The sequence below is a fragment of the Gemmata palustris genome (assembly GCF_017939745.1).
Lineage (GTDB): Bacteria > Planctomycetota > Planctomycetia > Gemmatales > Gemmataceae > Gemmata > Gemmata palustris.
Map to the genome: position 1 here is coordinate 7,946,895 of NZ_JAGKQQ010000001.1, position 24,693 is coordinate 7,971,587.

General features: G+C 65.1%; 20 protein-coding genes and 1 pseudogene. 12 read left to right on the forward strand and 9 right to left on the reverse strand.

The window, feature by feature from the left end:
* Positions 1–363: 363 nt before the first annotated feature.
* From J8F10_RS33020 to J8F10_RS33045, 6 genes are all read left to right on the forward strand, one after another.
* On the forward strand, positions 364–2,007 hold the full coding sequence (locus J8F10_RS33020) for an FAD-dependent oxidoreductase (protein WP_210661096.1): 1,644 nt from the start codon (positions 364–366) through the stop codon (positions 2,005–2,007).
* Between the two features lie 93 nt (positions 2,008–2,100).
* Positions 2,101–3,729 (forward strand): M20/M25/M40 family metallo-hydrolase, encoded by a 1,629-nt coding sequence (locus J8F10_RS33025; RefSeq protein WP_315854206.1) that lies wholly within the window; start codon positions 2,101–2,103, stop codon positions 3,727–3,729.
* Positions 3,730–3,908: 179 nt separating this feature from the next.
* Complete coding sequence (locus J8F10_RS33030; protein ID WP_246523722.1) at positions 3,909–4,919, forward strand: LLM class flavin-dependent oxidoreductase; 1,011 nt, start codon at positions 3,909–3,911, stop codon at positions 4,917–4,919.
* A 103-nt stretch (positions 4,920–5,022) separates the two neighbouring features.
* A complete protein-coding gene (locus J8F10_RS33035; RefSeq protein WP_210661100.1) occupies positions 5,023–5,529 on the forward strand; it encodes an SET domain-containing protein in 507 nt (168 codons plus the stop codon).
* Positions 5,530–6,027: 498 nt separating this feature from the next.
* A complete protein-coding gene (locus tag J8F10_RS33040) occupies positions 6,028–6,969 on the forward strand; it encodes a DUF1559 domain-containing protein (RefSeq protein ID WP_210661102.1) in 942 nt (313 codons plus the stop codon).
* A gap of 64 nt (positions 6,970–7,033) precedes the next feature.
* The gene (locus J8F10_RS33045) at positions 7,034–7,468 is read left to right on the forward strand and encodes a hypothetical protein (RefSeq protein WP_210661103.1); all 435 of its coding nucleotides are present in this window, start codon (positions 7,034–7,036) and stop codon (positions 7,466–7,468) included.
* A gap of 63 nt (positions 7,469–7,531) precedes the next feature.
* On the opposite strand, the pseudogene J8F10_RS33050 reads toward J8F10_RS33045, so the two are convergent.
* A pseudogene (locus J8F10_RS33050) lies at positions 7,532–7,645 on the reverse strand (SDR family oxidoreductase); the annotation flags it as partial.
* A 66-nt stretch (positions 7,646–7,711) separates the two neighbouring features.
* Positions 7,712–8,230 carry a hypothetical protein gene (locus J8F10_RS33055; protein ID WP_210661105.1) on the reverse strand — a complete coding sequence of 173 codons (519 nt, stop codon included), beginning with the start codon at positions 8,228–8,230 and terminating at the stop codon, positions 7,712–7,714.
* A gap of 210 nt (positions 8,231–8,440) precedes the next feature.
* On the opposite strand from J8F10_RS33055, the gene J8F10_RS33060 reads away from it, so the two are divergent.
* Positions 8,441–10,294: a helicase-associated domain-containing protein gene (locus tag J8F10_RS33060; protein WP_210661107.1), complete on the forward strand. Its 1,854-nt coding sequence runs from the start codon at positions 8,441–8,443 to the stop codon at positions 10,292–10,294.
* A gap of 83 nt (positions 10,295–10,377) precedes the next feature.
* Here the strand turns inward: J8F10_RS33060 and J8F10_RS33065 are convergent, their stop codons facing one another.
* Positions 10,378–11,085, reverse strand: coding sequence for a phosphopantothenoylcysteine decarboxylase domain-containing protein (locus tag J8F10_RS33065; RefSeq protein WP_210661109.1), 708 nt, complete (start codon positions 11,083–11,085; stop codon positions 10,378–10,380).
* A gap of 182 nt (positions 11,086–11,267) precedes the next feature.
* Positions 11,268–11,417, reverse strand: a complete 150-nt coding sequence (locus tag J8F10_RS33070; protein ID WP_246523724.1) for a hypothetical protein — start codon at positions 11,415–11,417, stop codon at positions 11,268–11,270.
* A 235-nt stretch (positions 11,418–11,652) separates the two neighbouring features.
* Between J8F10_RS33070 and J8F10_RS33075 the strand changes: the two genes are divergently transcribed.
* Positions 11,653–14,229 carry a GIDE domain-containing protein gene (locus J8F10_RS33075; protein WP_210661111.1) on the forward strand — a complete coding sequence of 859 codons (2,577 nt, stop codon included), beginning with the start codon at positions 11,653–11,655 and terminating at the stop codon, positions 14,227–14,229.
* Between the two features lie 23 nt (positions 14,230–14,252).
* On the opposite strand, the gene J8F10_RS39510 is transcribed toward J8F10_RS33075, so the two are convergent.
* Positions 14,253–15,191, reverse strand: a complete 939-nt coding sequence (locus tag J8F10_RS39510) for a hypothetical protein (RefSeq protein ID WP_246523725.1) — start codon at positions 15,189–15,191, stop codon at positions 14,253–14,255.
* Between the two features lie 333 nt (positions 15,192–15,524).
* Here J8F10_RS39510 and J8F10_RS33085 point away from each other — a divergent pair, with 333 nt between their 5' ends.
* Complete coding sequence (locus tag J8F10_RS33085; RefSeq protein WP_210661113.1) at positions 15,525–16,703, forward strand: prenyltransferase/squalene oxidase repeat-containing protein; 1,179 nt, start codon at positions 15,525–15,527, stop codon at positions 16,701–16,703.
* Positions 16,704–17,119: 416 nt separating this feature from the next.
* Here J8F10_RS33085 and J8F10_RS33090 read toward each other — a convergent pair whose 3' ends face one another.
* The 4 genes from J8F10_RS33090 to J8F10_RS33105 all read right to left on the reverse strand — a co-directional run bounded on the left by J8F10_RS33090 (position 17,120) and on the right by J8F10_RS33105 (position 19,621).
* A complete protein-coding gene (locus J8F10_RS33090; protein ID WP_210661115.1) occupies positions 17,120–17,815 on the reverse strand; it encodes an RsmE family RNA methyltransferase in 696 nt (231 codons plus the stop codon).
* A gap of 7 nt (positions 17,816–17,822) precedes the next feature.
* On the reverse strand, positions 17,823–17,999 hold the full coding sequence (locus J8F10_RS33095) for a hypothetical protein (protein WP_210661117.1): 177 nt from the start codon (positions 17,997–17,999) through the stop codon (positions 17,823–17,825).
* A 287-nt stretch (positions 18,000–18,286) separates the two neighbouring features.
* Positions 18,287–18,484, reverse strand: coding sequence for a hypothetical protein (locus tag J8F10_RS33100; protein ID WP_210661118.1), 198 nt, complete (start codon positions 18,482–18,484; stop codon positions 18,287–18,289).
* A 327-nt stretch (positions 18,485–18,811) separates the two neighbouring features.
* Positions 18,812–19,621 carry a DUF6655 family protein gene (locus J8F10_RS33105; protein WP_210661120.1) on the reverse strand — a complete coding sequence of 270 codons (810 nt, stop codon included), beginning with the start codon at positions 19,619–19,621 and terminating at the stop codon, positions 18,812–18,814.
* Between the two features lie 298 nt (positions 19,622–19,919).
* Between J8F10_RS33105 and J8F10_RS33110 the strand changes: the two genes are divergently transcribed.
* The 3 genes from J8F10_RS33110 (at position 19,920) to J8F10_RS33120 (ending at position 24,452) form a co-directional block, all read left to right on the forward strand.
* Positions 19,920–21,209 (forward strand): Gfo/Idh/MocA family protein, encoded by a 1,290-nt coding sequence (locus J8F10_RS33110; RefSeq protein ID WP_210661122.1) that lies wholly within the window; start codon positions 19,920–19,922, stop codon positions 21,207–21,209.
* 287 nt (positions 21,210–21,496) lie between these two features.
* Positions 21,497–21,769, forward strand: a complete 273-nt coding sequence (locus tag J8F10_RS33115; protein ID WP_210661126.1) for a hypothetical protein — start codon at positions 21,497–21,499, stop codon at positions 21,767–21,769.
* 994 nt (positions 21,770–22,763) lie between these two features.
* Complete coding sequence (locus J8F10_RS33120) at positions 22,764–24,452, forward strand: N-acyl-D-amino-acid deacylase family protein (protein ID WP_210661128.1); 1,689 nt, start codon at positions 22,764–22,766, stop codon at positions 24,450–24,452.
* Positions 24,453–24,693: the final 241 nt, after the last annotated feature.

Below are 24,693 nucleotides of genomic sequence, written 5' to 3' on the forward strand. Positions count from 1 at the left end.
GGAGAGTTCCGAGTGCTCACGTGTGGCCGCTAGCTGTGGCACGCGGGTCCAGGTGGCCGGTCCGTTGCGGGTGACGCGGTTGTGGGCGGTGATCGCGGTGGAACTGGGGCGAAAACGGACCCGGCGGAAGTACCGGGGCGGGGGCCGTTGAGCCGCCTGACGCGGGATTTGCTGCGGACCTGGGGGAGCACAGCGAGGGCATCAACACGTTTAACCACCGCGAGACGATCCTGTGACACTCGCCGCGTCACGAGCCCGCCACTCGTTCCGCATGGGCAATTCGCGGCTCGGGGGTTACGCTGATGGGGTGCGGGAGGCGCGGTGCCACTCGCGCGCTCGTGTCGCCCGTGATGGACGGTGTGCATGTCTTCGGACGCCGATCTTTCGGCCTTCCCCAATCTGACGCCCACAGAGTTCCGGCTCCTGAAACCCCTCGCTGAAGTCGTTGAGTACGAGGACGGCGCCGTCGTGTTCCGCGCCGGTACCGCCGAAGTGGACCTGTTCGCCGTTGAGGAGGGGGCGATCGAGATCCGGAACCCGTCGGCCGCCGACGCCCTGATTACCACGCACCACGCGGGCGGGTTTACGGGAGACATTGATCTCTTGACCGGGCGCCCGGTGATCGTGAGCGGGTACGCGCGGGGCCGGACCCGCGTACTGCGCGTGCCGCACAAGATGATCCGAACGCTCCTCAACCGCGTTCCCAGTTTTGGGGAGAAACTCATCAGCGCCTTCACCCGGCGCCGGGAACTGCTCTCGAAAGTGGGCACGCTCGGGATCACCGTGGTCGGCGCCGGGTACTGCAAGGACACGAACTTGGTCCGCGAGTTCCTGCACAAAAACTTCGTTCCCTTTAATTGGCTCAACTCCGAAACCGAAGCGGGTCAACAGGCGCTGCGCGCCCAGACGCCCGATTGCCCCAAACCGGTCGTCGATTGCGGCGGCGGGCAGGTGCTCTTTAATCCGACCCTTCGCGAACTCGCCAAGTGCGCGGGCATCTGGCGCCCGTGCCCCGGGGAACTGGTGGATCTGGCGGTCATCGGGGGCGGTCCCGCCGGGATCGCGGCAGCCGTGTACGCCGCCTCCGAAGGGCTCTCGACGCTGCTGTTGGACCGCCTCGGCCCCGGTGGGCAGGCGGGCGGGTCGTCGAAGATCGAGAACTTCATCGGGTTCCCGGCGGGGCTGAGCGGCACGGAACTCGCAACGCGGGGCGTGCTCCAGATGCTCAAGTTCGGGGCGCGGATGGTCGCGCCCGTTGCGGTCGAGCGCATCGAGATTCCTGTCGATCCCCGCGAACCGCGGCTCCTGCACCTCGATTGCAACACGGTCGTCCGGGCGCGCGTGGTGCTCGTCGCCACGGGCGTGGGGTGGCGCAAGCTCCCGGCGGTCGGCGCCGAGCGGTTCGAGAGCGCGGGGATTCACTACGTCTGCACCGCGGTGGAAGCCGTTCTCTACGACGAGTCCGATGTCGTTGTGGTCGGCGGGGGGAACTCGGCCGGGCAAGCGACCATGCACCTCGCCGAGTGCTGCCGCACCCGCCGCGTTCACCTCGTCGTCCGCAGCCCGCTCGGAACGGGGATGTCCGAGTACCTCGTCAGCCGCATCCGCGGGGCCGCGAACGTCACGGTACACGAGGGGACCGAGGTCGCGGAAGTCGGGGGCGAGCACCATCTTGAGAGCGTCGTGCTCGCGCACGCACCGAGCGGCACGCGCGAGCGGCTCGCGTGCTCGGGCGTGTTCGTGTTCATCGGCGCGGACCCGGCCGCGCGGTGGCTCCCGGCGGAGGTCGCGCGCGACGATTCGGGGTACGTTCTCACCGGCTCGGACGCGCTGCGTTCGGGTCGCTGGCCGCTCGCCGATCGTGCCCCGTGCCCGCTCGAAACGACCATCCCCGGGGTGCTCGCGGCCGGTGACGTGCGGGCGGGAACGACGAAGCGCGTAGGGTTCGCGGTCGGCGACGGCTCGCTCGCCGTCACCTGCACCCATCACCTGCTGTCCCTCGGGTAACGACCCGAGAACCCGCACCGCGGCGCGTCTTTTCGCATAATGAGCGGTGAGCGACCTCTCCGCTCCGCCGCACTTCATGATTGAGGAAATCTCGTGGTTCACCGATTGCTGCCGGTCCTCTGCGCCGCGCTCTGCGCGCCCGCGCTGCCGATACGGGCGGCCGACCCGCCCCCCGTGGTTTCACCCGAGCGGATCAAGGCCCACGTCACGTACCTCGCGAGCGACCGGCTCGAGGGGCGCGGACCCGGCACGCGCGGCGAAGAACTCGCCACCGACTACATCGCCGGCGAGTACAAGAAGGCCGGCCTGAAGCCGGTGGGCGCGGCCGGCACGTACCTCCAGCCCGTCCCGCTCGTCCGCGTGGTCACGAGTCCGAAGTCCACGCTCCAAGCGACGAAGGGCAAAGAGGTGCTCGACATCGTCTGCGAAGAAGAGTTCAGCGGCACGAGCCACACGCAGACGGACCTCGAGCAGTTCGACGCCGAGGTCGTTTTCGTCGGGCACGGGATCACCGCTCCCGAGTTCGATTGGGACGACTACAAGGGCGTTGATGTGAAGGGCAAAGTTGTTGTCCTGTTCACGAACGAGCCCCCCTCGGACGACCCCAAGTTCTTCGGGGGCAAGGCCCTGACTTATTACGGGCGCTGGACGTTCAAGTTCGAGGAGGCCGCGCGCCGCGGCGCCAAGGCGTGCTTCATCATCCACACGAACGAAACGGCCGGGTACCCGTACTCCGTCGTCCGCCCGCTCGACGGCGCGCAACTCAAGCGCGACCCGGACAAGCCGGCGCTCGCGTTCGCCGGGTGGCTCTCGCGCAAGGCCGGCGAGAAGCTCCTCGGGCTCTCGGGGAAAACGGTAGACGAGGCACTCAAAGCGGCCGATACGAAGGGGTTCAAGGCGTTCGCTCTCGGCGCCAACCTTAAGGGCAACATTCCGACCACGGTCGAGAAGATCGTGAGCAACAACGTCGTCGGTATGGTCGAGGGCAGCGACCCGGCGCTCAAATCCGAGGCGGTTGCCTTCACGGCCCACTGGGACCACCTCGGGGTCGGCCGGGCGGTCGTCGGCGACTCGATCTACAACGGCGCCGCGGACAACGCCACCGGTTGTGCTCTGTTGCTCGAACTCGCGCGGGCGTGGGCGGCGCAAACTCCGAAACCGAAGCGCTCGGCCATCTTCCTCGCCGTTACTGCGGAAGAGAAAGGGTTGCTCGGGTCGAAATACTACGCGCAGAACCCGATCGTTCCGCTGGGGAAGACCGCTCTCAATCTCAACTTCGACATGATCCTGCCGCTCGGCGTGCCGGAGTCGATTGTTGTTACGGGCGCGGAACGGACCACCGCGTGGCAAACGGTCAAGACTGTGGCAGAGAAAACCAAGCTCGAAATCGAACCCGATCAGCGCGCGCACCTCGGGATCTTCTACCGCTCGGACCACTTCTCGATGGCCCGCGCGGGCGTCCCCGCGTTCTCTGTTGGGGCGGGGATGAAGATTAAGGGGAAGCCCGCGGACTTCGCCCGTAAAGCGGCGCAAGAATTCAACGACAAGGCGTACCACTCGCCGCAGGACGAAGTCCGGCCCGACTGGGACTTCTCGGGGTTCGTCACACTGGCCGAGTTCGCGCTCGGCGTGGCCCGCGACGTCGCCGACGCCGACCGTCTGCCGACATGGAACCCGGGCGACGAGTTCCGCCCGGCGCGGGAAAAGAGCGGGGTGAAGTGATCGGCCGCGAGCCCCTCTGCCGATTCGAGAGGGGCTCGCCGGGCCGAAATCGTCCTCCGGCGCTGGCCCGAGTAAAAGTACCCAAGCGGTACTTCGCTCCCCTGCGTAACACGGTGCGCGGTTCGATGGTATCTCCTGGGGAGCGATGCGCGCCTGAAGTCGCTCCTCCGAGGAGCACCATGAAAACCCTGTCCGATATTCCGTTCTCGGTCCTCGATCTGGCCCCCATTTGCCAAGGCGGAACGGCGGCTCAGTCATTTCGCAACACGCTCGATCTGGCAAAACGTGCTGAACAGTGGGGGTATCAACGGTACTGGGTGGCCGAGCACCACGGTATCCCGGGCGTGGCGAGCGCCGCGACCGCTGTTCTTATCGGTCAAATTGCGGCCGGCACGTCGGCCATCCGCGTCGGCTCGGGCGGCATCATGCTCCCGAACCACGCCCCGCTCGTCATCGCCGAGCAGTTCGGAACACTCGCGGCACTCTTCCCGGGGCGCATCGACCTCGGGCTCGGGCGCGCCCCCGGTGGCGATCACCGAACCGCCCGCGCGCTGCGAAGGAACTTCGGCGCTGATACGTTCCCGCAAGACCTTGAGGAACTGCGCGGGTACTTTCGACCCGGCGGCCCCGGGAACGGGGTTCACGCGGTCCCGGGCGAGGGACTGGACGTGCCGGTCTGGTTACTCGGGTCGAGCGATTTCTCCGCACGACTGGCCGCGCAGCTCGGCCTCCCGTTCGCGTTCGCTTCGCACTTCGCGCCGGACTACATGCACGAAGCCCTGGCGCTCTATCGGCGGTACTTCGAGCCCTCCAAAACACTGGCCGAGCCGCACGTCATGGTCGGAGTCAACGCCGTCGCAGCGGATACGCACGACGAGGCCCACCGGCTATTCACCTCTGTTCAACAGGCGTTTCTGAACCTGGTTCGCGGTACACCCGGTTTGCTCCCTCCGCCGGTCGAGTCGATGGACGGGCAGTGGTCGCCACTCGAACGGGCACACGTCGAACGCATGACGCTGTGCTCCGCGGTCGGCTCGCCGGACGTGGTGCAACGTGGGTTGGAAGCCATTGCCGAATCGACCGGCGCGGACGAACTGATCGTGACGGGGCAAATCTACGACCACGCCGCCCGATTGCGGTCGTTCGAGTTGGTCGCGGGAACCCAGCGGCGCAATTGTGGGAGCGAGTAGAGACCGCTATCACTCCCCGCTCTTTCCGGGCGAGCGCGAACTTCGCCGGCACGCGGGGCGTCCACATCGAACCTCGGTTTCGCCCGGTCCGCAGGGTGTGGTTATGCAGCTCGCGTCCTATCGGTCGCCGAAAACCGTTGTCAGGGAAAGCGGAATCGTCGGTCGCGGGCTGTTCGCAACCGAGCCAATCGCCCGCGATGAGATCGTGTGTGTAAAGGGCGGCCACCTGCTCGATAAGGCGAGTCTGGAGCGGCACAAGGCGGTCGTAAACGACGCCGACATGCAGATTGCCGACGACCTGTTCCTCGCCCCGGTGACGACCGAAGAGTTCGAGTCGGTGATGATGTTCTTGAACCACTCGTGTGAACCGAACGTGGGCGTGCAGGGGCAAATCGTGTTCGTCGCCATGCGAGACGTCGTTACAGGCGAAGAATTAATGCTGGATTACGCCACGATCGACCATGACGCCGAACCGATGCGCTGTCGCTGCGGCGCGCCGGCCTGTCGCGGACTGGTGACCGGCCGGGACTGGCAACTCCCCGCCCTCCAGCGAAAATACGAGGGCTACTTCGCGTGGCACTTACAGCGGAGGATGCGAACCGGGCTGTAACGCCGGCGCCCGGCGCCTGTGACTTTGGGGCGATCGCGCTTTGCTACAAGCGGATGTAGATACGAGCCTCGAGAAGTTCCCCGAACCGGTGCGGGAACTGCGCCACCGTACTTGCTCAGTGGCTCGAACGACGAAAATCGGCATCAGTCGAGTTACGCGGATACCGCTGTCCGCGCGCCGTCCAACAGGTTGTGCGCGGAACCGAGTGGAAGCTCGCGGTTCCGCCAAGACTAGAGACGGGCTGACGTTTATCCTTCTTTGCTAACACGTCTAAAGTCGGATCGGACAAGTTCGCGGGTATCTCGGTTGGACGACGTGTTCATCGTCGGCACCTCCCCGCTCAACATAAGCCGGGGGCGTGGTCGCGTCTGAACCGGTCGGCTCGCAACCTGCTGCATTATTCGGCGAGCCGAACAGATTTGGATCGGATTCATAGTCACAAGTCGATGGCATTTAGTGTTTCGCCCACTCATTTCATTTTGTCGTAGGGGGCTCGCCATGCGCCTGGGGACCAAAACAGCCCGCGGGTTCACATTAATCGAGTTGCTGGTGGTGATCGCGATCATCGCGATTCTGATCGGGCTCCTCTTGCCCGCGGTCCAGAAGGTCCGCGAAGCCGCGGCCCGAATGAAGTGTTCCAACAACCTCAAACAGATCGGGCTGGCGTACCACAACCACGAGAGCACGTTCGGGTACTTCCCGACGGCCGGTGGGCGGTGGTGGGACCCGGCCAACGGCCCGATCCCGGCCAAGTCCGCGGTCAGCCCGCCGGCCCTCGACCTGACGACCCAGTTGGCCGGGTGGCAGTTCCAACTCCTCCCCTACATCGAGCAGACGAACCTCTGGAAATTGTCGCCGGTGTCGAATTCGGCGGCCGACCAGACCCTCGGCCGCAACGCCGCAATTGACAAGGTCGTGGTCGCGACGTACTCCTGCCCGAGCCGCGGGCTGCAGCCGTACTCCAGTCTGAACGAGTCCGGCCGGATGATCTTCCGGGCCGACTACGTGAGCAGCTACGGCACGTCATACGAGTACGACAACCCGCACAACGGGATGGACGTCGACAACTTCGAGGGGCGGCTGACCGTTACCGGAGTAACGGACGGGACGTCGAACACGCTCATGGTCGGCGAGAAGTACATCCCGATCAACCGGTACCAGAGCGACGACTGGGGGAGCGACCCGATCACCCGGGGGCACGGGTGGGGCGTGTGCCGGCGCACCTGGGACCTGCCGGTCCCGGACAACATCGGGCAGCGCGACACCTCGACCACCTGGAACTACGGGGCCAACGAGCGCTTCGGATCGGCCCACCAGACCGGTATGAACGCCGTGTTCGCCGACGGCTCGGTCAAGCACCTCCGGTACAACATGGACGTGAACGCGTACCGGGCGATCGGCACCCGTAACGGCAGTGAGGTGGTACCGGGCGACCTGTGATCCGCCGCCCCGGTGGGCGGGTACAGGTGCCCGCCCGCACTCCCCTCACCGCCAAGGACTTGCCATGCTTCGCCTCAGCCTCCTCTTGTTCCTCGCCGGCGCCGCGCTCGCTCCCACCGGGTGCGGGTCGCCGGCCCCGCGGCAGTACGACGACCAGACGATTGCCGCGTCCGATATGTTCCGCAAGATCTCGACCGCGTACATGCAGGCGTACCGGACGAAGAAGAAGCCGCCCACTTCGGACGACCTGAAACCGTTCCTGAAAGAGCACGGCGAGACGATCGCGTCGCTCGTCTCGCCCCGGGACCAGAAGCCGATCGTGCTCGTCCCGTTCGTGCCGGACAACCGGTTGGGCGAGGGCGAAGAACCGATCCTGGCTTACGAGGCCGAGGGCATCAACGGGGAGCGCATGCTCGTGGACAGCCGCGGCCTGGTTCGCGTCGAGAAAGCCGAGGACTTCGCCCGCATCCGGTTCCCCGGCGGCCACAAACCGAAATGACGTCCGACAACGCGACACGAGCCGCCCACAAAGGGCGGCTCGTGTCGTTAGTCCCACTTCGCGTTACACCCGAGCCATGCCACCGTCGACGAACAGTTCGATCCCGGCTACGTAACTGCTATCGTCCGACCCGAGGAAGACCGCGACCTTGGCGATTTCGTCCGGCCGCGCACCTCGCTCCGCACCGCGATTACCTCTCCTCCGATCGCCTTCACCGGTGCGACGACCCGCGTTGGAACGTCCTTACACCGCGTGGTGGTACTGAGCCAGCACCCGTTCGAGCCGGGCCACCGGGCGGGTGGTCGCACGGATCTTCAGCGTCTGGTAAGTGAGCCCGAGCACGAACAGTGCGAGTAGCGCGAGCCGCACCGGGATGAGGGCCGGGTCACTCGGGCCGGACGCGAACGGCTGACCGGACGGGAACCGCTTCAGAGTTTCGGTGGTGGCGAAGACCATGAGCATCAGGAAGCTCGTCGAAAGTGCGGCTGTTTGTGTGTACCCGGGCTTGCGCCACGAACCGCGAAGGCTCAGTGTTCCGATCGCGAGCAGTGCGAGTGTGACGAGGCCGAAAACTTGACCGGGAGTGAACCCGAGCGTGAGGAGGAACCCGAACCCGGACACGGCACCCGCGAGCATGGTGCCGAGGTACCACTTGCCGAGCCGGGTTTTCGGGTCGATCTTGCCGTACCGAGCGAAAGAAACGAGCCCGAACCCGATCGGTAGGACACTCACAGCGGTGTGCAGGAGGATGAACGCGGTCATGGCTGTCTCCACTTTTTCAGTTTCAAATTGCAACTGATGATATGTACTGGGGTCGAAGTTGCACCTTGCAACCAAATTGAAGAAATCCGCTCGGCCCCGGGAAATGACCACGAAGCGGGAGTGCTTCGTGAAGTGCGATGGCCGGCGCTCCGTCAAAAACCGAGTGCCCTACAATGACGCCCGAAGCGCAGAGGCACGAACGGGGGCGTTATGACGCGAGCCGGGCAGAATCACGAAGCGCGAACCGCGGAACAGGAGTTCAACCGGCTGACAATTGACGGCTTACGACCGCTGGTCGCGCTCCTTACGCCGAACCCGCCGAAGAAGAAGGGCGAACTCGTTGCCGTCTTGACGCGGGCGGTGACCGATCCGGCCCGCGTGCGCGCCCTCTACGACCAACTCGACCGCATCACTCAACTCGCGGTCCGCGAAGCGACCCACGACCCGAACGGACACTATTCGCGCACTCGCTTCGTGGCCAAGTACGGCCGCGAGGTGGCCTGGTACGAACCCACGGCCGAGCGCAAATCGAGTTGGTACGACCCGCGCCGCGATCCGACCCACGCGGTCCTGTTTTTCCCCAACTACGATTACCTGCCCGCGGACGTGCGCGCGATTTTGCTCAAGTTCGTTCCGGCCCCGGACCCGTTCCAGATGCGAACCTGCGCCGAACCGCCGACCGAACGGACGCTCCTCTGGCCGCGCTGGTCCGAGAAATCCTCGAACGAAACGGTACCGATCCGCGTGCGAGAAACGGCCCGCGAAGCCGAAGCGGACCTGCCCGCGGTACTCCGGCTGATCGACGCCGGCAAGGTTCGGGTAACGGACAAGAAGCACGTCCCGACCGAGGCGACCCGCAAAGCGATAACCGGCGTGCTGGCGGGTGGGGACTTCTATACCCCCGGGGACGCGGACAAACACGACGGCGACCCGGCTCACGACTTGACCATCAAAGCGTTCGCGTGGCCGATGCTGGTGCAGACCGCGGGGCTCGCTGAGAAGCGCGGCGATGCGCTGAAGCTCACTCCGGCCGGGCGCAGCGCTCTGAACAAACCCGCGGCCGAACTGTTGGACGGGGTCTGGGCCGCGTGGCAGAAAACGCACCTGATCGACGAGTTCGCGCGGATCGACGTGATTAAGGGACAGGGGCGGGCCGACTTCACCGCGGTCGCGACCCGGCGCAAGGCCGTGCTCAATGTGTTGAAGGACTGTCCACCGGGCGAGTGGGTCGCGGTCGAGGACTTTTGGCGCCTCATGCGGGGGACCGGGCGCGGGTTTACACTCGTTGGGGAACGGGATTCCTGGGAACTGTACCTCTTCGAGCAGGAGTACGGCAGCCTCGGGTACGAGGACGCGCACGCCTGGGAGCAACTCCAGGGGCGATTCATCCTCGCGTTCCTGTTCGAGATCGCCGCGACCATCGGGGTACTCGATGTGGCGTACATCCCGCCCCAAGGTGCCCGAAACGATTTCAGGGAGCGCTGGGGCGTCGACGATCTATCGTGTTTCAGCCGGTACGACGGGTTGCTGTACTTCCGCATCAATCCGCTCGGGGCGTGGTGCCTGGGACTCGTCGAAGAGTACCAACCCGCCGCCCCGCAAAAGACGGATGCGCTCCGCGTTCTGGCGAACCTGGACGTGGTCGCGACGCGCCCACCTGCGGCCGCGGACCGGCTGGTGCTGGAGCGATTTGCGGAGGAAACGTCCCCCGCGGTCTGGAAACTGTCCGCGGCGAAAATCCTCGGTGTGGTCGAACAGGGCGGGCGGGTCGAAGAGTTGCGCGGGTTCCTGTCAGAGCGATCGGTGGGCGGCGTACCCGCCGCGGTCGAGACGTTTCTGAGCGACCTCCACCACAAAGCCGGGCAACTGAAGGACGGCGGACCGGCCCGGCTGATCGAGTGCGCGACCGAACACGTGGCGGCGGAACTGGCGAACGATCGGCAGTTGAAAGGGAAGTGCGTACTGGCGGGGGATCGGCTGATAGTCGTCCGAGAGGTCGATCTCCCGGCCGTGCGAAAATCGATTCGCAAACTCGGGTTCGTTTGGCCCCTCGCGGGCGAGTAGTGGGTGAGCACACCCGCCGCCCTTGCGGGTGGAGTTCACCCACTACTCACGGGGCAGGAACCGCGACCGATTACAGCAGACGATCAGACCGTTACGCTATCATTCGCCGACTGGGGGAGCGATTCTACGGCCGCGAGCAAATGAGCCGCGAGTTCCGCCCGTGCAACGTGCTGGTACCTGTTGGGGCCGGCGCCGATGAGTGCCCAATCGTGCATTCCCTCTAGCGTGTTCGCGACCATCAGGTCGGCGCGCGAATGCACCCGCGAGCGTTCCGCGATCTCTTCCAGTTCCGCGGGCGAAACGCCGACTTCGAGTTTGAACTTCACCAGTTTCCCGGCGAACTCCCACTCCGCGCGCACTTTGTCGATTAGTTTCGGTGCGGGGGTAAGTTTGAGCCACAACTCGGGGTGCGAGCTCTTCACCTTCCCGGCGGTCGCGTCTTCGAATTGCCCGTCCCGGTGCGTGAAGACGCCCGCAACGTGGTAGTCACTTACGGCGGCCGCGTGAATGACCACATCGTAACTTCCGGTCCTAATCTCGGCCTTCATGAGCGCGTCGAGATCGTCGAACGTGCGGTACGCCCGCACGCACCACTGCGGCGCCACGCGCTCGCGCGTTGCGGGGATCGCGCTGAGAACTTCCGGGTGCGATGTGAGTAGCGTCACGGTGTGTCCGCGATCAAACGCACTCGCAGTGACTTGAGCCCCGGTGCGTCCCGAGAAGATGTTCGTAATACACCGCACGCGATCCACAGGAGTCTGCGTGTTCCCGGCCGTGACGAGGATGTTCATGGGCTGTCCTTGTAGGGTCAGTCCGCGAGCGCATCGACTTGGCGCTCACGGTAATGCGTTCGCAACAGCGTGATAAGTTCCCATGAAGATATGGCCGGTGACCGAGGGCACGGTTCGCAGCGCCGTTGCGTTCCGAGCCGGCCGCTCCGATCGTTCGTTCAAGCGGCCCGGGTGAGCGCTTTTTAGTACCGGGCCAGGGCCAACCACGCCGCGCCGACGAGCGCGACCCCGGACCGGTCCGTGCGCAGCCCCGGCAGCCGCCCGAGTGCGAGGCCCAAATACGTTAGTGCGAACCAGAACAGCGTAACCCAGAAGGCGGCGGACTCGGACACGGGCGACTCCGTTCAGCAAAAGTCTGTGGCGGCCACGACTGGAGCTTCGTCAGGTCTGCAAAATGGGCCTCGGGCGCCCTGCGTGTTTTACACAACCTCGCGCCCCTATCGGCGACGGGTCCGAACAAACTTTCTGGAACGGGCAAATGCCCACAGAACCCCGTGTTCGGAGCTCCCGCGGCGAACAGTTGAAATGGGACTTTAGGGACAACGGGCCGGCGCCCGCGCCCTCACAATGCCCGATCTTCGCGCCCGAAGAGATCCAGAACTCGCGAGTGCCCGGGCCGATCTGCGGCGGGTGCTGTCGTTGGCCGAGGTGCGCCGAACCGCCGAACCGCCGATCAGCGGTAGCGCCCGCCCCGCGCAACTTCACAAGGCGCTGGAGGTGCGAAATCACTTTCTCGGCGACGGTCTGAAGGGTATATTTATTTCCCACACTCCGTCCCACGCAGAGCGATTAACTGTGAATGACAGTAGCAACGTCCCGCTACTCATCGCGGGTTTCTTCCTCCTGTTTGGCATGGTCGCGTTCAGCCTTTGCCTCTTCTTCTTCTTGCGAAATCGGGCGAAGATCATCAGCATCGAGTCGGCCGAGGCGGTCGACGTCGGCGACCTCGACGACGGTTACTGGAAGACGTCCGGGCGCGTGGTCGCGATGGAGGAGCCGCTCGTCAGCCCGATGACCCGGACCGAGTGCGTGTTCTTCCTCTTTCGCGTGGAGGAACTCAAGACGCGGACCGTCTCGACCTACGACCACCAGAGCCGGGGCCGGAGGACGGGCACCCGCACCGAAACGTACTGGGAAACGGTCGTCACCGATCGGCAGGCGATCGTGTGCGCGGTCAAGGACCGGACCGGCTCGGCGCGGATCGAACTGTCGGACGCGGAAACGGTCTTCTCCCCGTCGGCCCACTCCACGTCTGGTACGTTTCAGAACTGCCCGGAGCGCCTCCAGCGGACCCTCTCCAAGCGGTACGGGTTCGCGACCAAGGGGCTCATCTTTAACAAGGGGCTGCGCTACACCGAGACGGTGATCGAGGAGGGGGACAAGCTGTTCGTGATCGGGGACGTCGAGATCGGGCGCGGCGGCGCGCCGGTGTTCGTCCGCGGGGACAAGCCGTTCATCGTGTCCGACCGGAGCGAGGCCAAGCTGCTCGCGCACTTTCGGACCCGGGCCACCTGGAGCCTCGTCGGGGCCGTTCTGGTGGGCGTCCTCACCCCGGTGCTCGCCGCGCTACCGGTCCTGATGACCAAATCGCAACCGGGCCGAAATGACGCGAACCCGCTCGCCGCGCCCCGGGACGGGCGCGCCGATCCGGGCCGCCCCCCGCAGAACAACCCCGTTGTCCCCGGACCGAACAACCTCCCGCGGCCCCCGCAGAACAACCCCCTCCCTCCGGCCCCCGGCGCCAACAATCCCCGCCCGGACCCGATCACCCAGGCTCTCACCGAGCTCCGGTCCCCGGACCCGCTCGCGCGGGCGCGAGGGGCCGTGGCCCTGGTGAACACCGTGCCCGAACCGGCCCGCCGGGACGAGGTGTTGAGCGCCCTGCGACCGGTGACGACCGACGCGGACTTTCACGCCCGGACCTGGGCCCTCAAGGCGGTCGAGGCCTGGGAGAAGCCCGGCCCGACCGCGGAGCGGCCGAACCCGGTTCAGGAGGGGCACCACTACCGGCAAGATCCGATCAAAGAGCTGCCCGCCGTGGCGGTCCCGTGGACGGCCGCCCTCGACCCGCTGCCCGCGCCCCCGGGCGCTCCGGGCAAGGCGTGGCCCGTCATCCCACTCGGGTTCTTGCACAAGACGGTCCGCTTCCCGGCGCTCCCGAGTTCGTTCGTCGCCGTGAACCCGAAGCAACCCACGGGGCAACCGGAGGTGGAAGGGCTGACGCAGGTCTACAATTTGCAAACGGGGCGCGCGACCGGCAAACCGTTCGTGGCCAAAGTTGCCCTCGGGGAGCGGTTCGCGCTCGCGTCGGACGGAGGGTACCTGGCGGGCCGGGTGACGGGCGGGCCGTCCGAGGCCACGATCGAGGTCATCGAGTCCGCGACCGGGCGCTCCGTCCGGCGGATCGAGGCCGGGCGCGGGAAGGACTTTGCCTTCCCGATCGGCTTCGTCGGTGCCGATCGGCTGCTGACCATGACCCACGAGGGCCGGTTCCCGGACGCGGGCGAGAAGACCGAGTACAAGGTGTGGGACGTCCGAACCGGTGACGTCTTGTCGGAGTTCTCGTTCGACCTCGTGTACCACACCAAGTGGGCCGGGCTGAGCTGCGGGGGCCGGTACCTGGTCTTCCAGGAGGCGCGGACGGTGATCGGCCAGCGCCTGGTGGTCTTCGATCTCACCACCGGAAAGGTCGCCGGGGACGTCATGCTCCAGCCCAAGAGCGAACCATTCGGCCAAGCGGCCGGCATCGTATTTTCCCCGGACGGGAAGGAGTTCGCGATGCTGTGGCGGCTGGGCAAGAAACCGGACCTGTGGGGCCAAGTGTTGGTGTTCGATGCGGCGACCGGCACGCGCCTGGCCACGCACAAGCTCGGGTACGAGATGAAGAACTTCGACTCGCTCTGGTCCGAGGGCGGGCCGGACTGCATCCAGTGGGTGCCGGACGGGTCGGGTTGGTTGATCTGCGGGCACCTTCTGGTGGACCGAAAGACGGGCGGGGTAACGGGCCGCATCGGGGCCGAACCGAAGTGGCACGGAGAAATGCCGCCGCGGCGCTTCGTCGGCCCGGGGCTCGTGACGACGACCGTCACGAGCGGCCTGGACACGGGGTTGACGCTGGAACCCGTGCGGTCCGGCGGGCGCTGACGGCGCGGTTTCGGCGCGGGGCTTCATTCCCGGCCGAGCACCCGATCGACGACCCAGCACCCGCGCACGTGCGGCCCCGGACCGCGGCAGTGATCGAGCACGTCGGCGCTGTCGCACCCGGCGTCCTGGAGCGCGTCCGCCAGAATCGGCATCGCGCCGAAATCCCGCGCCTCGTACATCTGAGCCGCCAGTGCGACCGCGGTCTCGGTGCGCCACAACGAGGAGAAGAGGACCGTGCGGAACGGGTTCCCGCAAATGTCCCGGAGTACCGCCGCCTGAACCCGCCCTTCCGTCGGTGGTTTGTTCGGGATGCCGCACCCGCCCGACTCGATGACCTCCCGAGACGCCCGAGCCAGCTCTCCAACCGCCACTCGGACGCGCGGCACGCACGCCAAACTCGCGCATCGAGCGGTCAGATAGGACTGTTCGCTCTCCTCGTGTTCCGACCCGCAGTAGTGATCCCCGAGGCGATAGTCCGCGTTGCCGAAGTATTCGTAGGCGGCGCGCGCGAGTTCCCACGCGGCAACACCCATTTGACGCATTTCTTCCGCCGGTACCCGTCCGTCACAATACCGTTCAGCGGTCTCTAGGGCGCGCCGACTGATCCCGTCGTCGAACAAATCTTCGAGCTGTCCGGTCGGCCCCGGGTTGCCCCTGCTGTCCATTGGGGAACTGCCAGAGGGCGCGTGCTTTCGGGTCCAGATGTCGTCCCCAAACACGTTCCAAATGCGCCGGCAACAGGCGCAGGCGAACAACCGCGCTTTGCGGTCCCTTTCGATCGCCTCGGGAACGGGTGGTTGACTCCCGGGGAGGCCCGGGGCTTCTCTTTGGGCGCCACCGCCCCGCTCCAATTGTCCACTCCCGTCGAGCACGCTCTGATCGACCGCCTCGACGGGCACCCACTGCAGGAACACGAGCAGTGGAATCGGGTCTTCGCACGCCAGCCATTCCGCTTCCGTCATTTCAGTGCCCTCCCACCCCAGGATGACTGATCCGATGCGCGGTACCAAGCCCGTAACGATACTGGACACGAAAAGCCCACGCGATTGTGATCGCGTCCGCGAAAATCTGCCCTGCACGCGGTCGTTGGGACGATCTGAAATCGCTGCAAATCGCTTCCTCAATAGCGTTTACGCCATTGTCACGGGCGGTGCCAAGATCCGGTGGAGTTTCTGTGGTCAGATTTTGCCCGCGTGTGTTAATTTCTTACCCACCGATCGTCTTTTACCTACACCCGCTACTCCGTACAGACCCACGAGTACGGACGGGTGGCGAACACCCAGTGGAGAAGTCCCATGCCCCGCAGTTGGTTGCTCGCGACCCTGATGGCCGGTGTGGTGGGCGGCGTGATCGCTGTTCCCACTCCTAAAACTGCGCTCGCCGCCGACGAGAAAAAGGACAAGGACCAGAAGAAGTCGATCGAGTCGGCGATCGACAAGGGGCTCGAGTACCTGAAGAAGACCCAGGCTCAAGACGGTCACTGGGAAGCACAGGGCGGCCAGTACCCGACGACCATGACCGCACTCGCGGGGATGGCGTTCCTGATGGAAGGCAGCACCCTCAAAGAGGGCAAGTATTCCGATCAGGTGAAGAAGGCCGTGGACTGGTTCCTCGCGCCGGCGCGCCAGCAGGCCAACGGGATGCTCGGCGACGTCCGCAACCCCACCGAATCGACGCGGTACATGTACGGTCAGGGGTTCGGCACGATGTTCCTGGCCAGCGTGTACGGCGAGGAAGAGGACAAGGAACAGCGCGACAAGCTCGAGAAACTGCTCAAGAAGGCCGTCGAGTTCATCTGCAAGGCCCAGACCCTCAAGAAGCACAAGAAGGCCGAAGGTAAGGACTTGGACATCGGCGGGTGGGGGTACGTGAGCGCGGCCGACGGCGGGAACTTCGACGAGGGCTCGGTGACCATCACCGCGCTCCAGGGACTCCGGGCCGCGCGCAACGCGGGCATCCCGGTCCCCAAGGAGAACATCGACAAGGCCGTGAACTACCTCGAGGCCTGCACCACCACTGATGGCGGCATCATCTACAACTACACCGGTGGCGTCGCGGGCCGCGGACAGGGGCGCCCGCCGCTGACGGCTGCAGCGATCTGCTGCGGGTTCAGCGCCGGGCAGTACAAGGGCGAACTCCCCAAGCGCTGGTTGAAGTATTGCAAGGACAACGAGGGCACGTTCCTGGCGAAGGGGCGCCAGGCCCACGACGAGTACCAGACGTACTACTTCGGCCAGGCCATGTACGCGCTCGGGGACGAGAAGTACGGGGAGATGTTCCCGGACCAGAAGGAAAAGGACAAGTGGCTCAGTTGGGCGCGGTTCAAGGACGTCTACTTCTCGCAGATCCTCGACAACCAGGATAAGACCAGCGGCGCCTGGACCGCGGGCGGCATCGGGCCGGTTTACACGACGAGCATCAACCTGTGTTTGCTCCAGTTGGAGAAGGGCATTCTGCCCATCTACCAGCGCTAACCGCGCACGCAGAACGCGAAGCAACAACACCGGCGGGCGAAGTCATTCTGGCTTCGCCCGCCGGTGTTATTTACTTCACAGCGCGTGACAAATGCGCCGCGGATCAACGCCGATAACGCGGATCAAAACAGTGACAAAGACGGATTGGCCACAAAGAGGCACAAAGGGCACAAAAGAAAAACAGAGACCAAATCATCGAGCGATACGGACCAAGTCGCGGCTCGTCTCGTTTTGGGATCGTCGTAGCGGATTGGACGAGCCGCGACCGCAAGGGAGCGGGGCGCCTCCACTCCCTTGCGGTCGCGGCTCGCTACAGAGAGTCTGAAACTGGACTAACACGTACAATCGCCGCTCCTCGCTTTGCCAAACGCTATTGGCCCGTTTTCGACAGCCACAGCACGCAACACTCAGCCGACTCATACCGACCGTTCGCCCAGAAGGGCTGCTGCGGCAAGCACCGCCGTTTCCACTCGCAGTACGCGCGAGCCCAAGCTCAGCACTAGCCACCCGTTTTCACGGGCGCGGTCCACTTCGGAGGGTGTGAATCCCCCTTCTGGGCCGACTGCGATCGTGCCGCCACCCGAACCCACGCGCCCCAAACCGGGGCCGGTGTGGAGCACCACACGCGGACCGGGTAAATCCGGGCGTGCGACGAAGTCGTCCCACTTTTGAGGCGCATCAACGAGCATCAACTGGTTGCGCCCGCACTGCTTACTCGCTTCGATCACCGCGCGTGAGAACTTCTCGACTACCGACGCCTTCGGTTGTACGACGGCGCGCGTGGTTAGAAGGGGAACGAAGCGCGTGGCCCCGAGTTCGGTGAGTTTCTCGACGAGGAAGTCGGCACGATCACTTTTGGGGAGCGCGGACCCGACCACGAGCGGGAACCCGAGCTCGCGATCCGCGGCCACCGGCGCAAGAACCGAGAGCGCGACCGTTTTCTTTCCGGCACTGAGAACTCGCGCGGGGTACTCGTGACCGTCGCCGTTGAACAGAACGACCTCGTCGCCCTCCGCGAACCGGCGGACGGCAGTGAGGTGATGCGCCTCGGGACCGGTCAGAACGAACTCGCCCGGTCCGAGCGGATCGGGCGTGTAAAAACGGTCGGCCACGGGCGACTCAGATCTGCTCGACGTGGAGCGTGACGGGGACGTCTTCCGTCACGTTCACGAAGTCCTGGTAGGCGTCCCGGGGGTCGCGCCCGCCCGCCACCGGGAGCGGCGGGTCCACCACGATCGGTTCCCAGAACGTCGCGTAGGATTCGGGTGCTTGCGGTTCGCGAGTGTCGAGATTCACGAGCTGGCCTCCCAAAGAAGGAGAGTGTGCGCCCGGTTTGGCGATTCGATTAGTAACAGGTGCGAGTGGAACCGAATCGGGAACGAGTCCAAAACTCGAGCGACGGTGAGATGGGGCAATTAGTAAAGCTACCCGATCGCGCCCGCACCGGTCAAGGACATATCCGGCCCGATACACACGGCGCACGATCCCGCGCTGAGTTTCGCTGCGTCACCGAGAGCCATAAGCCAAAACGCGCGGAGCGAACCGGCTCCGCGCGCTAATGTTCCTTAACGGTCCGGGACCGATCAAACTTCTTCCACCGCGCCGCTCCCACCGAGTCGGTGCCAGCCGTCGTTGCGCCACTCGAACACCACTTCGTCCCGCCCGCGCCAAGCCACGCAGTACGAGCCGGAGATGTTCGCCACCGACCAGCCGAGCCGGCGCAGGAGTTCCCAGTTGGGGTTGGTGTGTTCTTTTTGGACGAGCGGAGAGAGCGGTTGCATGGTGTGGACTCCAGAAACTGTCCGCGGCACGGCGCCGGCGAACCGAGCCGTTCAAACTTAGAACGAAAACGGGTCTCGTCCTTGCGGCACCAAAGGAAAGATCCGCGAGTGCGGCTCAACCCGGCCCGGAATTTCGGTATCAGAACCAAAACGCTGCGCCGAACCGAACGCGACACGGGGGCCAAAACTTCCCGCCCAAATACTTACGGGACCGGCGACCGATTCCTTCGTACAGAGCCCAATATCGGCCGGGTCCACGAACCGGGTTGATCCGTTCTTCGCCCCGTGCGCGGTACGGGCGTTTCCGCCCGGGCGCGCATCCGGCGGTTAGCGCAAGAGCGGCGTGTTCGTCAGGATCGCCCCGCCCGTTACGCCCATGAGTGCGGCAGGGGCGGGGAGCTGCGGAGCGGGAACCGCGTTGTTCGGGAAGAACTGTTCCTTCGCGGTCCCCCCCGATGCGGGGGGCGCGTCCTTCTCGCTCTTCCCGCCGAACAATTCGGTCGGGAACGTGGGGAGGGGCTCGCCGGCTAGTTCGGTCCTCTGTCGAATCGTACCGCGCGTGAACGGCCCGGCGCCAAAGAACCAAGTGTCTTTTACCTGGCTCGTCGCTTCAACCGTGCCCGATTGCCACACCGCCCGCCCGGTGATTCGGTTGTAGGCGAACACCCCGATCTTCGCGACGCCCCGCTGATCGTTCTTCTTCGCCAGTGCGATCTCGGGGATGCTCGTGGGCAACCCGGGGACCACCGACGGGAGCGACACGGCCGGCGTGCCGACCATCACGCTGTGCCGGTCCGTGCCGACCGCGCCCGCGTGCAGTTCGACAACGAACACCGCCCGCGTGCGCTCCTCCTGGACCAGCGCGCCGTGCGCGAGCAACTGCTGGCGCACGAGGCTAATGACGTACCCCTTGTCCACCACGTCCTTTTCGAGCGGACTGGTGTCGAGGAACACCGGCTGGCCGCTGAGCGGGGTGAAATCGATCTTCGCAACCGCCAAGTCCACCGCCTGCGAGACGAGGAGCATCTCGGTGGCGGCCCGCGGGCTGTCGGTCATTTTGGTCGTTCCGCACCCGGCGAGCAGGGCGACCAGCAGGAGCCAGGACGCCCGTCGAACGGTGAGGTGTGGCCGCGTCAACGTGTCAATCTCCACAAGGGCAGCGGGGCCGCACTATAACGCCGCACGGGAACTGTTCAAGAGCACAAAGATTGTGCATGCCCGCTCGTTGACACTCGCGGTTCGCCTGAGTTTGTGGCGAACCGCGAGTGTCAACGAGCGGGTGGAGTTACGCACCCACGAGAACGCAACGGCCCTGGGAACGTCCCACCTACGAAAGCTCAGAGGACACGGAGCGGGGGGCGCTTTCTCTGGGACCGCGCCCCGGCCCCGTGTAAACTGTCGGAGCCTGCCACCACCCACTAACCGAGAGCTGCCAATGTCCCACACCAACCGTCGTTCGTTCCTCCGCGCGTCCGCCGCGGGCGGAACGTTCCTCGCGCTCCCCGCGCTCACGTACCGCGCCGCGCTCCTGGCCGACGACAAGCCGAGCGAAACCGTCCGCGTCGCGTGCGTGGGCGTGGGCAACCAGGGCACGGGGAACATGAAGGCGATTCGGAAGAACGTCGTCGCGGTGTGCGACGTGGATAAGGGGCACCTCGCGTCCGCGGCGAAGGAACTGGAGAAGACCAACACGAAGGTCGCAACGTTCGACGATTACCGCAAGATCCTGGAGAGCAAGGACGTCGACGCGGTGCTGTGTACCACGCCGGACCACTGGCACGCGCTGGTCACCATCGATTCGTGCAGGGCCGGCAAGGACGTGTACTGCGAGAAGCCGCTCACGCTCGTGGTGGCCGAGGGGCGCGCGATGGTGAAGGCCGCGCGCGACAACAAGCGGATCGTGCAGACCGGGAGCCAACAGCGCTCCTCGAAGGAGTTCCGGCAGGCGTGCGAGCTGGTGCGGAACAATGCGCTTGGCAAAGTGAAAGAGGTGAAGGTCGGGCTCCCGGGGCCGAACTGGGTGGACCGCGCGAAAAAGCCGGTGCCCGACGGCACCCCGCCCGCGGCACTCGACTACGACCGCTGGCTCGGCCCGGCGCCCGAGCGCCCGTTCAACGCGAACCGCGTTCACTACCTGTTCCGGTTCTTCTGGGACTATTCGGGCGGCCAACAAACGAACTTCGGCGCGCACGACCTCGACATCACGCAGTGGGCGCTCGGGATGGACGAGAGCGGCCCGACCACGATCGAGGGCACGGCGACCTTCAACGCGGACAAGTGGTTCGAGACCCCGGAAACGGCCAAGCAAACGTTCACCTACGCGACCGGCGTCTCGGTTCATTGCACACTCGGTAAGGGGGGCAACCCCGGCGGCGTGACGTTCGAGTGCGAGAAGGGCACGATCGCCGTGAAGCGCGGGGCGCTCACGGTGACGATGAACGGCCAGAAGGTCGAAAAGCCCTACGAACTGCCGACCGGCGACACGAAACTGTACGTGAGCACGAACCACCACCAGAACTGGCTCGATTGCATCAAGAGCCGCAAGTTGCCGATCTGCGACGTGGAGACCGGCCACCGCAGCGCGACCGTGTGCCACCTGGGGAACATCGCGATCCGCACCGGGCGCAAGATCACCTGGGACGCGAAGGCGGAAACGATCGTCGGCGACAAGGACGCGGCGGCGATGCTCACGAAAGAGTACCGCAAGCCGTGGGCACTGAGCTGAGGGGGAGTTGTGTAGGGTGGGTCCAGGCTTCGCGCAGGCCCACCTCTGCGTTGACGCTTTTGTAGGGTGGGTCCAGGCTTTGCGCAGGCCCACCATCTCCCCGGATATCGCGAGCACGAAGGGAAACAATGCGATTGGCACCGGATGCCCGACGCCGCACGGCTTACCGGGCGGCCGAAGCACGACTGGTGGGCCTGCGCAAAGCCTGGACCCACCCTACAAGAACTACGCGACCCAACTCCTGACCCTGAACCGGTGGCGCAGTGAACGTGGCAACCGAGCGACCCGTGAAGTTGCGGATCGGCTTTGTGGCGATGCCGTTGGGCGTGTTCACCCTCTGCCTGTTCTTCTCCCGTTGGCCGAGTCGGTGGCTACCGGAATTTTCAGACCTCGTGGCGTTGGGCTTAGCCATCGCTTCTGGCATTTGGTACCTCCCTCCGATCGGCGGGCCTATCGCCGGTCGGGTGATGGTGGTGACGGGGTACGTTGTCGGGATGACGTTGTTGCTGCTTTGGTACGCCCTCTTCTTCGTGTGTGCGGTGTTCTGTGAATGCCTTTAAACTGCATTGGCCTCGAGCGAACCTGTTTGGGTAATTACCCAATTCACCTCTACTCGGCACTTCTCCGGCGAGGGTGTGGGATGGCGGTTCGGAAAAAATGGTCTCGCCGCATCGTGGTCGACGGCGTTCTGTACCTGTGGCGTTTTCCACGGCGAATGACTCACAGCCAAGAAGACGGGTGGCCGGGCGTGATGGTTACGGTCCAGCGAGCGGATTGTTTGACGTCTTCGCTGCTGCTCGCCTTCCCACAGAGGTTCCATCTCAACGGGCCAGTCGTTCAAACCCCACCGCGGCCCGTGATGCCGTCCGATGTAGCAGCGGGTATCCGTGCGGCACTCGCTGCGGGCTGGGGCGCAGACCAATCGGGAAAACAGTTCGTGTGGCGGGTGGTCGAGCAACTGGAATAGCCCGTCTCGACCCTGCAACTCGGGTCATTAATTGTTCCGGTAAGCAATCAATTCACCCTGCCACTTCTTTGCGGACTCGCAACATGAACTTGGAAGAGAAAAAGCGGAAGCGAGTTGAACGGTTGCAAACACTACTCGATGGCTGGCATGGGGCCAGAGGCCAGTTCTGGGAGTACCGAGTCTCTCTGCTTCCTCGACCTCCGCATTTACTCACCTGATCGGCCAAAGAAGAACCTTCACGTTTATTGCTCGCCCTGTCGCTTTCTGAGCGGCCCCGTCCATTGGGAAGATTACTCGCTCTCTTTGTCATGCAATCTGGACGTGGAGTTCCGAGATATCGCCTTCGTGCTTCAGGACGAACGAGTCGGGTTTAAGGTTGAGTGCTTGGGGATAGAGATTGTGGAGAACGTCGAGCCACTCTACGGCTGAGGAACCCCGTCTGCTGCCCGTTCCGGTTCTTCTGAAACCATCCTCGCGGCCCCCAAACCGCAACCCCGGACCGCAACGAATTTCGCGTGCGCGTAGCGAACCCGGCGCCGCTCCGGTATGGTCTACGGCGTCCCGAAGTTCGCTACCGCGAGGCCATTGTGAAGCTGCTCTCCCTCCTCGTACCGGCCGCGCTTGCGAGCGCGTTGCTCGCACTTCCACGTCCCGCTCGTGCTGCCGAACCCGAGTACGATCTCGTGATCCGAAACGGGCGCATCGTCGATGGCACCGGGAACCCGTGGTTCCACGGCGATGTCGCCATTACCGGAGACAAGATCGTTGCCGTGGGCGCCGTGCCAGATGGCAAGATCAAGCGCACGATTGACGCGAAGGGGCTGATCGTCGCGCCGGGCTTCATCGATATCCACTCGCACTCGGACGATCTGCTCCTCGAAGACGGCCACGCGGAGAGCAAGATCCGCCAGGGCGTGACCACGGAAGTACTGGGCGAGGGCCGATCGGCGGCGCCGGCGAAGGGGCAATTGACCGCGCGCAAACTCACCGCGCGCGGAAAAGAGTTCACCTGGACCACGCTCGGCGGCTACCTCGACACCGTCGATCGGGCCGGGGTGAGCGTGAACGTCGCGAGCTACGTGGGCATGGACAACGTCTGGGAGTGCGTCATGGGGAAGTCCCACGCGCGCCCCACCCCGAAGCAACTCGACGCGATGAAGGAACTGCTCGACGAAGCGATGAAGGAGGGGGCGTTCGGCATGTCCACGCTCCTCATGATGCCCCCGGGGTCACTCGCGACGACGGACGATCTGGTGGAGCTGTGCAAAGTCGTGAAGAAGCACGGCGGGGTCTTCTCCTCGCACATTCGGAGCGAGGGCCTGGACGTGTTCGCGTCCGTGAAGCAGGTGATCGAGGTCGGCGAGCGGGCCGGCGTACCGGTGGACATCATTCACATCAAAATCGCGGACGAAAAGTTGTGGGGCAAGATGAAGGACGTGATCGAGCTGATCGACGCGGCCCGCACGCGCGGTGTGAACGTGCAGGCCAACGTGTACCCGTACACGCGCGGGAACAACAATCTGTCGAGCATCATCCCGCCGTGGGCGCACGAGGGCGGGCTCGCGAAAATGATGGAGCGCCTGAAAGACCCGAAGGACCGCGCGCGGCTCAAAAAGGACATCCAAGACGGCGTGCCCGGCTGGTACAACCACTACACCGCGGTGGGCGGCGACTGGGCGCGCATGCTGGTCAGCGGGCGCGGCACCTACGAGGGCCTGACGATGGACCGCGTCATCGCGGCGAAGTCGAAGGGCCAAGCCCCGGCGCCCGACCCGCTCGACGTGTTCTTCGACGTGCTGATCGAACAGGGCGGTTCGGTGCCCACGGTGTTCGCGCACCACGACGAGAAGGACATGAACCTCGCGATGCAGCAGCCGTGGTGCTCGATCGGCTCGGACGGGGCCGCCTACGCGACCGAAGGTGCCCTCAAACGCGGCAACCCGCACCCGCGGAACTTCGGCACGTTCCCGCGCGTGCTCGGCGTGTACGTGCGCGACCGCGGCGTGCTGAAGCTCGAAGACGCGGTCCGCAAAATGACCTCGCTCAACGCCGCGAAAATCGGCCTCGCGAACCGAGGAACGCTCCGCGCCGGGGCGCTCGCGGACGTCACGGTCTTCGACCCGGACAAGGTGATCGACAAATCGACCTACACCGCGCCGTTCGCTTACAACGACGGTATTGAGTTCGTCATCGTGAACGGGCAACTGGTGCTGGATCGCGGCAAACACACCGACGCGATGCCCGGCCGCGCCTTGCGCAAGGGGAACGCGAAATAAAGACAGAAGCGCCAAATCCGAAGATCGGGCCGGAATAGTAGACGGGCGAATCGAGTAGGTTGCTGCCAACCGAGTGCAAACGCTGGCGCGCCCACGTTTGCACTCGGTTGTGCGAGGGCGGGCCAGTCTCGTTTCGGCGGGTTGGACGAGCCGCGACCGCAAGGGAGCGGGAGCGGCTCCCCGGGTTACCTAGCGGTCGCGGCCCGCTACAAGGTCTCCCGCTCCCTGGCGGTCGCGGCTC